Source organism: Ensifer sp. Root1252, from assembly GCF_001425885.1.
GTDB classification, from domain to species: domain Bacteria; phylum Pseudomonadota; class Alphaproteobacteria; order Rhizobiales; family Rhizobiaceae; genus Ensifer; species Ensifer canadensis.
Map to the genome: position 1 here is coordinate 129,227 of NZ_LMDT01000056.1, position 13,211 is coordinate 142,437.

General features: G+C 56.8%; 13 protein-coding genes. 5 read left to right on the forward strand and 8 right to left on the reverse strand.

Annotated elements, in window-relative coordinates; all coding sequences use genetic code 11:
- Positions 1–118: 118 nt before the first annotated feature.
- From ASD02_RS32625 to ASD02_RS32655, 8 genes are all read right to left on the reverse strand, one after another.
- Positions 119–2,368, reverse strand: coding sequence for a heavy metal translocating P-type ATPase (locus ASD02_RS32625; protein ID WP_057221672.1), 2,250 nt, complete (start codon positions 2,366–2,368; stop codon positions 119–121).
- 2 nt (positions 2,369–2,370) lie between these two features.
- Positions 2,371–3,177 (reverse strand): DUF2189 domain-containing protein, encoded by an 807-nt coding sequence (locus ASD02_RS32630; protein WP_057209347.1) that lies wholly within the window; start codon positions 3,175–3,177, stop codon positions 2,371–2,373.
- A gap of 22 nt (positions 3,178–3,199) precedes the next feature.
- Positions 3,200–3,391: a hypothetical protein gene (locus tag ASD02_RS40660; protein WP_082523695.1), complete on the reverse strand. Its 192-nt coding sequence runs from the start codon at positions 3,389–3,391 to the stop codon at positions 3,200–3,202.
- Positions 3,391–4,272 (reverse strand): cytochrome-c oxidase, cbb3-type subunit III, encoded by an 882-nt coding sequence (gene ccoP / locus ASD02_RS32635; protein ID WP_057221673.1) that lies wholly within the window; start codon positions 4,270–4,272, stop codon positions 3,391–3,393. Before ccoP ends, ASD02_RS40660 begins: the two co-directional genes overlap by 1 nt.
- Positions 4,263–4,430: a CcoQ/FixQ family Cbb3-type cytochrome c oxidase assembly chaperone gene (locus tag ASD02_RS32640; protein ID WP_057221674.1), complete on the reverse strand. Its 168-nt coding sequence runs from the start codon at positions 4,428–4,430 to the stop codon at positions 4,263–4,265. Before ASD02_RS32640 ends, ccoP begins: the two co-directional genes overlap by 10 nt.
- 17 nt (positions 4,431–4,447) lie before the next feature.
- Positions 4,448–5,200, reverse strand: coding sequence for a cytochrome-c oxidase, cbb3-type subunit II (gene ccoO, locus ASD02_RS32645; RefSeq protein WP_057209355.1), 753 nt, complete (start codon positions 5,198–5,200; stop codon positions 4,448–4,450).
- Positions 5,201–5,204: 4 nt separating this feature from the next.
- Positions 5,205–6,857 carry a cytochrome-c oxidase, cbb3-type subunit I gene (gene ccoN, locus ASD02_RS32650; RefSeq protein WP_057221675.1) on the reverse strand — a complete coding sequence of 551 codons (1,653 nt, stop codon included), beginning with the start codon at positions 6,855–6,857 and terminating at the stop codon, positions 5,205–5,207.
- Positions 6,858–7,218: 361 nt separating this feature from the next.
- The gene (locus tag ASD02_RS32655) at positions 7,219–7,422 is read right to left on the reverse strand and encodes a hypothetical protein (RefSeq protein WP_057209358.1); all 204 of its coding nucleotides are present in this window, start codon (positions 7,420–7,422) and stop codon (positions 7,219–7,221) included.
- A gap of 389 nt (positions 7,423–7,811) precedes the next feature.
- Between ASD02_RS32655 and ASD02_RS32665 the strand changes: the two genes are divergently transcribed.
- The 5 genes from ASD02_RS32665 (at position 7,812) to ASD02_RS32685 (ending at position 13,210) form a co-directional block, all read left to right on the forward strand.
- Positions 7,812–8,732 (forward strand): metalloregulator ArsR/SmtB family transcription factor, encoded by a 921-nt coding sequence (locus tag ASD02_RS32665; RefSeq protein ID WP_057221677.1) that lies wholly within the window; start codon positions 7,812–7,814, stop codon positions 8,730–8,732.
- Positions 8,733–8,846: 114 nt separating this feature from the next.
- Positions 8,847–10,355, forward strand: a complete 1,509-nt coding sequence (locus ASD02_RS32670; protein ID WP_057221678.1) for an alpha-N-arabinofuranosidase — start codon at positions 8,847–8,849, stop codon at positions 10,353–10,355.
- Positions 10,356–10,381: 26 nt separating this feature from the next.
- Entirely contained in the window at positions 10,382–11,479 is a 1,098-nt protein-coding gene (gene ugpC, locus ASD02_RS32675; protein WP_057218581.1) for a sn-glycerol-3-phosphate ABC transporter ATP-binding protein UgpC, read from the forward strand.
- 1 nt (position 11,480) lies between these two features.
- Positions 11,481–12,362, forward strand: coding sequence for a sugar ABC transporter permease (locus tag ASD02_RS32680; protein WP_057221679.1), 882 nt, complete (start codon positions 11,481–11,483; stop codon positions 12,360–12,362).
- Positions 12,359–13,210, forward strand: coding sequence for a carbohydrate ABC transporter permease (locus tag ASD02_RS32685; RefSeq protein ID WP_057221680.1), 852 nt, complete (start codon positions 12,359–12,361; stop codon positions 13,208–13,210). The genes ASD02_RS32680 and ASD02_RS32685 overlap by 4 nt, the downstream gene beginning before the upstream one ends.
- Position 13,211 lies beyond the last annotated feature (1 nt).

Consider the following 13,211-nt stretch of genomic DNA (forward strand, 5'->3'; position numbering starts at 1 on the left):
GTCGTTCAAGAGGATTCGCGCCGCTGCACCGTCCAAATCGCTGAACTGCTGAACTGTCAGCACACAGGCCGACTGGGCCCATAAGGGAGTGCCACGGGTATGAGAACCACCAGATAACTCATGATATCACGGCGGGGTGGCCGCTCCATTGCTCCCAGCGAAATATCGGGCTAGCTAACCGCATGGAATTGCAAACGACAAGAACCGACGACAACGACATTGCAATTGCTGCTGCTAGCGGCGTGACGCTTCCCGCAATCGCAAACGGAATACTGACGACGTTATAGGCCACCGCGAAACCGAAATTTTGGCGGACAAGATCGTTTGCTCGTTTGGCGGTCTCGATAATGTCTCGCACAGCCAACAGATTATCGCTCAGGAATATGAAGTCAGCATGGTTTCGGCCAATGTCCGAGGCCGTTGATGGCGCGATCGAAACATCGGCTGCGGCGAGGGCAGGGGCGTCATTTAACCCATCGCCAACCATCACGACTTTATCTGATGAGGATTGGAGAGCCCTTATCGCGGCAACCTTGTCAGCCGGGAGCAGCTCCGCGCTGTATCTTTCAATACCGAGACGGTTTGCAACGCGAGATACGGCACGTTTGTTATCTCCCGAGACAATACCGAGCGAGGTCCCACCCGCCCTCAGTGTTTGAACCAGCTCTGACGCTCCTGGTCGGACGACGTCCTCAAATTCGAAGACGGCAAGTATCTGATCGTCTCTGGTGAGCACCGAAGCGGTCCCATCGAAGTCTCGTGAAAAGTCCGGAAGGTTCGTTGCCCAGGATGCTCGGCCCAAACGGTAGGTCTGCCCGTGCCTGCGCCCTTCGATACCAAGACCGTGAATTTCGTCTACACTGTCGAATACTTCCGGCTTCGAACCCGCGCGCGTACCCGCATCGGCAACTGCTCGCGCGACGGGATGGTTTGAAAGCTGCGCAAGGCTGGTTGCAATTCCAAGAGCGCCGGCAGGTATTTGCTCGGCCTTGACCAACTGAGGTAGGCCAAGCGTCAGCGTTCCTGTCTTGTCGAACAACACGGTGCGCGCGTGGCATACCCGTTCCAGGGCAGAACCGTCCCTCACCATGATGCCCCGTTCGAAAAGCCGCCGTGTTGCGACGACCTGGACCATGGGAACCGCCAATCCAAGTGCGCATGGGCAGGTGATGATCAGAACCGCGATCGCAGTTGTGACGGCTTGGTGAAGGTCTCCCGAGACGTACAACCAGCCAGCAAGCGTGATTGCGGCAATGGAGTGGACCACCGGCGAATACAAGGCTGCGGCGCGATCCGCCACGCGCCTGTAGTTTGTTCGAGCGCTCTCGGCCGCGTCCACCATGCGTGCCGTTTCTGCTAAAAATGAGTCGCCGGCATTTTTGGTCGCAACAACCAGGATTGGGCTACCAGCGTTCAGTACGCCCGCTGACAACGTTGCGCCCACGTCGACGGACCTCCATCGACTTTCCCCTGACACTAAGGACGAGTCGATTTCGGTTCCTCCCTCGTGCACAACGGCGTCGACCGGTACGCGATCGCCTGACCGGACAAGCAGGCGCATTCCCGGCTGAACTTCCTCGAGTGGGGTGTAAGAAAACGTCCCATCCTCATGCGCGACGTTGGCGCCCATCGGTATGAGTTTTTGAAGATCATCGATCGCGGAACGTACCTTGCCCCGCATCATTTGATCCAGGGTCCTGCCAGCCAGGAGGACGAAGATGAGCGACACGCTGGCATCGAAATAAACATGTCGCGCGCCTGTAAAGGTATCGTACAAACTGAGGATGAAAGCGAGGATGATGCCGACACTGATAGGTACATCCATGTTGGTCTGTCCGCTCCGCAGCGCCCTCCATGCGGATGCATAGAAAATCCTGCCGGAGTAGAAGACAGCCGGAAGGGCCAAACCAGCGGAAATCATGTGAAATGCGTTTTGTGTTGCTGGATCTGCCCCTGACCAGACCGAAACAGAGAGGATCATGATATTCATTGAGCAAAAGCCGGCAACCGCAAGCGCTACCAAGAACGACGACAAGGATTCATCGGCGGACACATCAGTGACGATGTGAGCAGAATAGCCCGCCCTGGCTAACGCCCCGATGAAATCGGGGCATTGGGCCTTTTCGCTGTCCCAACTGACTGTGACGCGTCTTCGTGACAGGTTCACGCGCGCGGATTCAACAGCTTGGAGGTCGCCCAACGCCCGTTCGATCTTTGCGATACAACCTGCGCAATGCACCTCAGGTGTAGAAAGGGTTACCTGTCGAAGTCCATTTCCAACACCCCGGCTTGCCAGGAATATTTCCTCGCCACGAGAACGAACCGCATCCTTGTCTGGACAAATATCAGCGAACGAGCAGCAAGCCATGGCTATTTCACCGCTTTATACGCGTGCCAGGTTGCGTGGCCGAGAAGCGGGAAAATGACGATCAACCCGATGCCCGCGGTGGCCACTGCGATCACAAACAGAGCCAAAATCAGCGCACCCCAGAGCAGCATTGGACGCAAGTTGTTCCAGACCAACGCGGCACTGACACCCATCGCCGTGAAGGCATCGATCTGCTGGTCGAGTAGCATTGGAATCGAAAAGGCGCTGATTGCAAATGAGAAACCTGCGAACAAGGCCCCCACAAATAGACCCACGGCTAGCATCGCCCAGCCGGTCGGCGTGGTGAGGAGCAGTTCGGCGACGTGCTGGAGGCCGGGGAAGGGGCGAACGCCAAAAAAGAGTGCATAAATCAGGACTGCGGCTCGCATCCACAAAAGCATGAGCATGCAAAGGAGCAATCCTGTGAAAAATACCTGAGCGCCAGCTCTCGGGCGGACGCCAAGCATCCCACCGAACGTGGTCTGCTGCGCGCTCTCAAGGCGAGCACTCTTCAAATAAAGACCCGACGCCAGAAGTGGTCCGATGATCATCAGACCGGCAACAACTGGAAAGAGAAAGTAATCGCGCCCGGTTGCAAACAATACCCATACCGAGAGGCTGCAAAGAGCGCAGACGACGACGCCATAGGCCAGGCTTTGGGCAGGGGAGATCAAGAAGTCGCGCCAGCCTTTAGCCAGCCAGGTGAACGGGGCGTTTATGGGCAGGTGTCGTTGCCATTTTGGGTTCCAAGTTTCTTCTATACCCGAGACCTCACTAATGAGACGCCTGGTTTTGTTGTGCGAAACCATATGACTCTCCTTAAGCTCGCGATCAGCACGATGACTTGGCTGCCTTGAACTGCCCCGGTCCAGTTCCGGCATCCTTCAGATGCGCTACACATCCAGGATCGCTGTCGTACGCCACAAACAACAAATGAGCATTCGCGCCCACAAAGAGCGCGCATGCCGCAGCAATGAGAGAGAAAACCAGGATGGCCGATTTTGATCGGTTTCTTGTCGTCATCACGGCTTCTCTACTCCAAGGGAGTTCACATAAAGAGCCAGGACCTTGATCTCGAGGGGCGTCAACCGCTCGTCCCAAGTTGGCATGTGGCCCTGCCGTCCGCCGTGAACTGTATCGATGATATTTTGAAGGCTACCGCCATATACCCAATACTGGTCTGTAAGGTTGGGTGCCCCAACCTCCTGATTTCCTTGGGCATCCTCACCATGGCACGCAGCGCACGTTGTGAGGAAGACTTCGCGGCCGCGCTCCATTTGCCCGACGTTATCGGCAGTGGAGGCGGCGGGAATAGTGAGGGAGCGAACATACAATGCGACATCCCTGACCTGATTGCGATCCAGCATTTCGTCACGGCCAAAGGCGGGCATCTGCGCCACCCGGCTCTCCTCATGCTGGGTGTTGATCCCGACTTTGAGCGTCTGAGCAATGTTTTCCGGACTGCCGCCCCACAGCCAATCGTCATCCGTGAGGTCTGGGTAGTTATTCCTACCCCGCCCATCGACGCCATGACAGGCAGCACAGTTATCTCCGAACAATTGGTGCCCCATCGATCTGACGGTGGCCATCAAACGTTCGTTGGCTCTGATTTCGTCGAAAGATAGGGTTTCAAGTTGTGTCGTCAGGGCGGCCCGGGCTGATGTGGCACTTGCCAATTTCTCTTCGACGGTTTTGCGCTGGTCGATACCCAGCAGCCCCTTGGTGTAGGTCGAACCAAGCGGCCATGTAGGAAGCAGCACCCACCATACAAGCGCGAAAATATGCGTGACGATGAGGAAAAGAAGGACCCCTCGCGGTACCGGAGTGTCCAGTTCTTTTATGCCGTTCCATTCGTGCCCGGTTGTTTTGCGGCCGCTAACGGGATCGATTTCGTCTACTTCCATGGCACATCGTCCTCATCGAGAATGTTGTGTTTTGCCCGGTCGAACCGAGCCTTGTTAGACGGCCAGAAAGTGTAAACAAGCACGCAAATCGAGAAGCCGATGAGGTAGAATAAGCCCCAACTCTTGGCTGCTTTAACCAGAGTATCGTGCGTAAACATTTCGGCTCTCCCCGGGTTCAATCGTTGGGATCGGGTGCTTGTTCCGTCGCTGCCGTGTTGGCATAGGCGGCTTCGGTCAGACGGCCAAGCACTTGGAGGTAGGCCACGAGCGCATCCATCTCGGTCACGTTCGTGGCAACGCCATCGAAGGCAGTGACTGTCGTATTCTCCCCGTATCGCTCGGAGACGCCTGAGGATTGCGTGCTGTCGGGCATTGCCTGGCCGTAGGCGTCAGACGAGGCATTGGCAATCATAGCGTCTGTGTAGGGCACGCCAACCACTCGCTGAGCTTGGAGGTGCTCGGCAAGGTCGTTCATCCGCAATGGCGTCCTCGCAAGCCAAGCATATGCCGGCATGTTCGACTCCGGCACAACGTCACGAGGATTGCTTAGATGAGCGACGTGCCAGAAGTCTGAATACTTCCCACCGATGCGGGCAAGATCGGGTCCCGTGCGTTTAGATCCCCATAACATTGGATGATCGTATTTCGACTCGACTGCAAGCGAGTAGGGGCCGTACCGTTCAACCTCATCGCGTAGCGTGCGGATCATCTGGCTGTGACAGGCGTAGCAACCTTCCCGGACATAGATATTGCGGCCTGCTAACTCGAGCGGCGTATAAAGCCGCATATCGTCCACAGTTTCGACCGTCTCGTCGATCGTGAACAAGGGGGCAATCTCCACAATGCCTCCTACACTTGCCGCAGCGATGATTGCCAGTACAAATCCGATTGCAGTCCGTTCGAGCTTGCGATGAAACAGTTCTGGCATCGCTTTACTCCGCTGGGCCTGTTGCCGTGTTCTGTGGGATTGACGTGATGGGCGGCGCATCTCCTGCGTAACCCCCCACAGGGGCTTCCCGAACGGTCATCCAGATATTGTAGGTCGCAACGATCGCGCCCAACAGGAAGAGGAACCCCCCGAAGGCGCGGGCGATATAATAGGGATACATTGCAACAAGTGAATCGACGAACGAGTAGGTAAGATTGTTGTCCTCACTATAGGTGCGCCACATCAGACCCTGGATGATGCCCGAGTTCCACATGGCAAACACATAGATCAGCGTGCCTGCAAGAGCGAGCCAGAAGTGGACTTCGACCAGCGTGGCTGAATACATGCGTTCCCGTTTCCAGATGGCGGGCACCAGCGTGTACAGTGATCCGTAGGTGATCAGCGCCACCCACCCGAGTGCACCCGCATGCACGTGCCCGACGGTCCAATCGGTATAATGGGAAAGGGAGTTCACCGGGCGTATGGCGAGAAACGAGCCTTCGAAGGTGGACAACCCATAGAAAAAGGCCGCGGTCATCATGAAACGAAGTGTGGCGTCATCCCGCACCTTATGCCACGCGCCGTTGAGCGTGAGCAGCGCGTTTCCCGCTGAGGCCCATGATGGAACGAGCAACATGACCGAAAATGTCATGCCAAGATTTTGTACCCAATGGGGCAATGCCGTGTAGTGTAAGTGATGGGATCCGGCCCACATATAAAAGAATGTAATACCCCAGAAGCTTAGTATCGATAGGCGATACGAAAAAATAGGTCGTTCGGCTCGTTTCGGCAAATAGTAATAAAGCATTGCCAGAAAGCCTGCAGTCAAAAAGAAAGCAACAGCGTTGTGCCCATACCACCATTGCACCATAGAATCCTGGACGCCTGCCCAGATTGTATAGCTTTTTGCGTGGCCGAGTGAGACGGGGATCGTCAGGTTGTTGACGATGTGCAAGATAGCGACCACCAGGATGAAAGCCATATAGTACCAGTTGGCGACATAGATGTGAGGTTCACGGCGACGCGCCAAAGTCCTGATGTACAGGATGAAGTAGGTCACCCAGACAATTACAAGCCAGAGATCAGCATACCATTCCGCCTCGGCATATTCTTTCGATTGGGTGATCCCCATGAAATACCCGGTGACTGCCAATATGCAGAATAGATTATAGCCCATCAGCACGAACCACGGACTGAGCTGGTCGGCCAACCTTGCGCGGGACGTTCTCTGGACGACGTGGAATGAAGTTGCGATCAAGGCATTGCCACCAAATCCAAAAATGACGCCCGTCGTATGCGCAGGACGGATGCGGCCGAAACTTGTCCATGCCGTATCGAAATTAAGACTGGGCCAAGCGAGCTGTGCGGCCGCCCAAACACCGATGAACATCCCAAAGATCGCCCAGGCGAGGGTGAATGCGACACCGGCCTTGATCGGATCATCATAGTATCGCTCGATACGGGTCGGATCGGGCACACCCTCAAATGCACGCGAAATGATGATGAATATGAGCGCGACACTGTAGAAGAAGATTATTGCGCCATGAACGCCCAGGGGGTCGGTTCGACCAGCCACTCCCATCGCGATCCCGATAATCGCGAGCAAAATTAATATGGCGGACGCCAGCCCCCGTTCGATGGTCGTCAACTGTCCCATGGTTCGACCCCTCCTGCGGTGCCTCGTGTTCGACCATCTATCTTCCGCTAAGTGCTTTTCAAGTGCGAAAACAACGAATTGATATTCGTCAGTGGGACACGAGAGGTGACAACAAACTACCCTACTGTTCACTGAAGCCGTGGTCAGTCGGTTGCGCCCTAGCAAGGTAGCAGAACTTTCCTCGCAAGGGCCATGAAGAGTTGTCGAAAGCCGCTTCGCGGCTTGAATAGATTGGACCTTTCCAAGACCCAGACAGGATCAAAGACGAGCTATCGATCCTGCCCTCATTGCTCGGCCGGTTCGAAATCTTGAGCGGTTGCGGCCTACGCAGTGCCCGCTTGTTTTGGAGCGGCGACGACCGCTAACAGCTCATAAGGTGCCTGAGGGCCTCCGCGTCTTGGATGCCGCTTTGGTACAGCCCTATAAGGCGGGCGGCGAGCGCATCAGCCTCTTCACTTTCCAGTGCAACCCGCTTTCGACGCACCAATTCGCGAAACACACCTTCGATTTTCCTAAAGTCTTCAGGCGCTATTATCTCTTGGCGAGATCCAACGGTTTTGTTCATCACACATAACTCCCCACCGGTAAGGAGGACATGTCATGCTGTCCCAGCGCAGATAATTATGCGCCGCATTTGGCGCGGTGCAATCGAGAATTTCCGGGAGTAATGCCTGCTCAAGCGCTGGGGTGTGCGTTGCGGCAGAATTGGCGAATTTGCTGTCGCGCTGTCCGCAGGGATCAGTCAGCGGGCCGGTGTTGCTCGCCCACTTTGGCGGCAAGCATCTCAATATCGAACTGCACGTCCCTGGCTTGACCAACCACATCATCCAAAGCCTGGAGAACACAATTTTCAGCTGGGGAAACGCGCGAGGCGTCGAGTTCCGGAATGGCCCTGTGGCAATTGATTATATCAAGGTATTTGATACAGATCGGGTGCGACGTTTCGGAGGACATATGAGTACGCGATTTCTGATGATCAGCCCGGAAGACGGCAAGGACGTGTTGAGATGCCTTGCCGCTCCCGCGCGTCTTTCGATGTTGGAGCTTTTGCACAATCGCGGACCGCTGAACGTCAATGAAATAGCGGAGGCATTGGAGCTGCCGCAGTCGACCACGTCAACGCATCTCAATCTACTGGAGGAAGCGGGTCTTATCCGAACCGAGGTTTCCAAGGCGCGCAAGGGCAGCCAAAAGATCTGCCACGCCGTGCACGAGGAGATCATTCTCTCTTTTGCCAGCCCGGCCCGAACAGCGCAGGAGTTGATCGAGGTTGCGATGCCAGTCGGTCTCTATAGCGGATACGAGGTCTACGCGCCCTGCGGCATGTGCTCCCGTGACGGCATCATCGGTTACCTCGACAGCCCCGACACATTCCTCGCGCCAGACCGCATGAAGGCTGGTTTACTATGGTTTTCAAAGGGATATGTCGATTATCAGTTTCCCAACAATGCCCGCATCAAGGGTGCGGAGGTCAAGGAACTCGAGGTCATCCTAGAGCTCTCCTCCGAAGTGCCGGGAACCTCGGACAACTGGCCATCGGACATCACGCTTTCCATCAATGGCAAGAGTATCTTCGTGTGGACCTCGCCTGGCGACTTTGGCGATCGCCGGGGAAAATATACTCCCGACTGGTGGAAGCTTCGGGGCAGCCAGTATGGCGTACTGAAGTCCTTCCGCGTCACCGAACATGGTACCTTCATTGATGGTGTGCGCTTTTCCGACACCAATCTCGCTGACCTCAACCTGCTCGAACATCGTTCAATTCGTCTACGGATTGAAGTTCCGGAAACGGCCGAACACCCAGGTGGAATCAATATCTTCGGTCGAGGTTTTGGCAATTACGACCAAGACATCGTGCTGCGTTTGAAGATCTGATTTGGTGATTGGGCGCTTGTTGCCGAAATTGGCGGATTGACGCCTGCGCCTTCCCGTGTAAATTATCATACTAATTGATATATATCTGTATTTTGGATATACAGGGAGGAAAGCATGCGCGCAGTCGGTACCGCACACAGCGGTTACGTCATCAGTACCGTTGATCCACGCCTTTACGGCTCGTTCGTCGAACATCTCGGCCGCGCCGTTTATTCGGGGATCTACGAGCCGGATCACCCGACGGCTGACAAGAACGGAATGCGCCAGGACGTGATCGACCTCGTTCGTGAAGCCGATGTTCCGATCGTACGCTATCCCGGTGGTAACTTTGTATCGGCCTATAACTGGGAAGACGGCATCGGCCCGCGCGAAGAACGTCCCGTGCGCCTCGATCTCGCCTGGCACAGCTCCGAGAGCAACCACGTTGGTATCCATGAATTCGCCGATTGGGCGGAAGCGGCCAGCACCGACATGATGCTCGCCGTCAATCTCGGGTCGCGCGGCCTGGATTCGGCTCGCGCCTTCCTCGAATATGTCAATCATCCGGGCGGCAGCTACTGGTCGGATCTTCGCCGCAAGAACGGCCGCGACGAGCCCTGGAACGTCAAGATGTGGTGCTTGGGCAACGAGATGGATGGCCCCTGGCAAATCGGCCAGAAGACGGCGGAAGAATACGGCCGCATCGCGTTCGAGACCGCAAAGGCCATGCGCGCCTTCGACAAGTCGATCGAACTTGTGGTCTGCGGTTCGTCCTCGCCGAAGATGCCGACCTACCCGGCGTGGGAAGCCACGGTTCTCGATTACACCTATGATTCCATCGACTACATCAGCCTCCACATGTACTTCGATAATCATGCAGGAAACACGGCCGATTATCTGGCGCAGAACGCCCGTCTCGACGACTACATCGCCACCGTTGCAGGCGTGATCACCTACACCAAGGCCAAGAAGCGCTCGAAGAAGGATGTCTATATCAGCTTCGACGAGTGGAACGTCTGGTATCACTCGCGTGAGGCCGACCGGAAGGTGCTGGAAGGCAACGACGGTTGGCCGCATGCCCCGGCGCTTTTGGAAGACATCTACAATTTCGAGGATGTGCTGCAGGTCGGCTGCATCCTCAACACCTTCATCCGCCGTTCGGACGTGGTAAAGGTCGGTTGCCTGGCACAGCTCGTCAACGTCATCGCACCGATCATGACTGTCCCGGGTGGACCCGCCTGGCGGCAGACCACGTTCTTCCCCTACGCCTACGCCTCGCGATATGGTCGAGGCAAGGCGCTGCAATTGGCGCTGGACTGCCCCGGCTATTCCACCGACTTTGCAGAAAATGTCGCCTATCTCGACGTTTCCGCTGTCGAGACTGAGGCCGATGGTGCCCTTACCTTCTTCATCGTCAACCGACACCAGAAGGAAGCGATCGAGCTTGAACTCGCTCTTGAAGGCTTCGGCGACCGCAAGGTGATCATGGACAAGGTCATGGAGGGTCACGATCTTCGCGCCGTCAATGGTCCCGGAGGCGAAGCGATCGAGCCGCGGGATGGCTCGGGTGCATCGGTTGCTGGCAGGCGTTTGGTCGCCGCAATCGCGCCGCTGAGCTACCGGATGATCCGGCTCGGCGCGTAAGACGCCAACGACAGGGAGGAGGGACCATGTCAGCATCGATCGAGATCAGCAACGTCACAAAGCGCTACGGTGCGCTTACCGTGCTGGACGACATTTCGCTGTCGATCAAGGCAGGCGAGTTCGTCGTCTTCCTCGGGCCTTCGGGCTGCGGTAAGTCCACCCTTCTGCGTATGATTGCAGGTCTGGAGGATGTGACGAGCGGCACGATCGCGGTGGGCGATCAGCGCGTCGACACGCTGCCACCAGGCAAGCGCGGCGTCGCCATGGTCTTCCAGTCCTATGCGCTTTATCCGCATATGTCCGTCGCCCAGAACATGTCCTTCGGCCTAGAAAACATCGGCATGCCGAAGAAGGAGATCGGGCGTCGCGTCCAGCAGGCCGCCGCAACGCTGGAAATCGCCCATCTTCTCGATCGAAAGCCACAGAAACTTTCCGGTGGACAACGCCAACGCGTGGCGATAGGGCGCGCCATCGTCAAGGAGCCGAAGGCCTTCCTGTTCGACGAGCCGCTGTCTAATCTTGATGCTGCCCTTCGCGGGCGCACCCGGCTGGAACTTGCGCAGCTTCACGGCCGCCTCGGCAGCACGATGATCTTCGTAACGCATGATCAGGTGGAAGCGATGACGCTCGCCGACCGCATCGTCATCATGCAGAACCGCAGGATTGAGCAGATCGGCACACCGATGGAAATCTATCGACGTCCCGCAAGCCGGTTTGTTGCAGGCTTCGTCGGCTCGCCAGCCATGAACTTCGTGCCGATCAAGAGTGTGGCCGACAAAAGCAACACACTGACGCTCGGGACGAGGGGCCTTGGCGACATCCATGCGGCCTTCCGCTTGCCACCGAGTTTTTCGCCAGAAGGTGCAAGCCTCGGCATCCGCGCCGAGAATGTGGCCGTCCTGCCGGCCGGTCAGGAAGGCATTGCTCTTACGGCCGAAGTCGTCGAGCGGCTTGGCGATCGCACGCTGATCTACGGACAAATGTCTGACGGCACTAAGTTGACGGCCGAAACCGACGGACGCAGCGAGGCGCGCGGCGGCGAGATATTGCAGATCGCTATCGATACGACTGCCATCCATCTTTTTGACGCCGCCGGTATCGCCCACCATTCGGAGCGCGACTGACATGGCCGAGAGTTATCGCCGCAGCCAGTGGAGCAATGGCCTTTTCATCGTACCTTACCTATCCGTCTTTATGGCGCTGCTCGTCTTTCCGCTCTTCTGGGGCGCGTGGCTGAGCTTGCACAAGGCCGATCTGTTCGGGCCGGGTCGTTTCGTCGGTCTTGGAAACTATGCGCGCGTGCTTGCCGACCCAGTTTTCCTGCAGGCTCTGCGCAACACGATGGTCTTCGTGCTTGTGAGTGTGCCGTCGCTGGTGGCGCTCGGACTTTTCCTAGCACTTGCCCTCAATAAAACGACACGGACAACCTCGTTCCTGCGCGGCCTGTTCTTTTCTTCGTCAGTACTTTCGGTGACGATCGTGACGCTGATTTGGCGTTTCGTCTTCATCCCCGGTGACGGACTGTTGGCGGTTGTTTCCGAACAGTTCGGGGTACAACCGATAAACGTCCTCTCGACGAGCGGCTGGTCTTTGTTTTCGGTTGGCGTCGCGACCGTGTGGTGGTGCCTCGGCCTGCCGATGATGCTGTTTCTTGCCGCTCTGCAACAAATCCCGAACGATCTCTATGAAGCAGCAGCACTCGACAATGCCAACCCTTGGCGCGTGCTCACCCGCGTTACGCTCCCCTCGATCGCTCGCACCATCATGCTGGTCACGATTATCCAGATCGTCATGCAGTTTCAGCTTTTCGGACAGGCGCAGATCATGACCAATGGCGGCCCCAACGGCACGTCTCGACCGCTGGTCATGTATATTTACGAAGTAGGCTTCGTGCGCTGGGATGTCGGCAAGGCTGCTGCAGCTTCCGAGTTCCTGTTCCTCATCATTCTCGTGGCGGCGATGGCGCAGTATGTGGTCTCGACGCGCAAGACGGAAGCCTCCGAATGAGCACGGATCAAACGACCTATCGCCCTGAGGCCCTGACTGGTAATCGGACGCTGCTTACGATCGCCATTGTGCTCTCGGTCGTCATGATGGCGCCCGTCGCCTGGCTCGTCGGCCTGTCGGTCAAGGACAATAAGGAGCTGATGCTCGGCACGGAATCGGTGTTCCAGTTGCCCTACACGCTTGTCAATTACGTCAATATCATCCACTCGTCGCAGGCCTTCGGCTGGTTCTTCAACAGCGTCGTAGTTGCGATCGGGCAGACGGCCGGCGTGCTGATCCTGTCCTCGCTTGCAGGTTATGCTTTCGCGCGCCTCGAATTTCCGTTTCGCAAGACGATCTTCGTCATCGTGCTCTTCGGCCTTGCCGTGCCCGAGCAGGCGGTCATCATCGCCCGTCACCAGATGGTCAACTGGTTTGGCCTGCATAACTCCTATATCGGGCTGATGCTGCCTGGCATGTCCTCTGCCTTTGGGGTCTTCCTGATGACCCAGTTCTTCAAGGCGATCCCTAAGGAGATCGACGAGGCGGCACTGCTCGACAATGCCTCGTCGCTGCGCATTTTTTGGAAGGTCCTTTTGCCGCTGACGCTGCCGGCCCAGGCGACGCTTGGTATCTTTACTTTCCTGCATGCCTGGAATGACTACTGGTGGCCGCTGATCTCGGCCACGAGGAAGGAGATGTTCACGCTCACCATCGGCATCGCCTCCTCTCAGACCAATTTCGCCCAAAGCGAAGGTCTCGGCTTCCTCAGCGCACAGGCCGTCTTTGCCAGCCTGCCCGTGCTGATCGTCTACGTGATTTTCCAGCGCCATATCGTCACCGCGGTTTCGAGCGGTGCTGTGAAGTGAC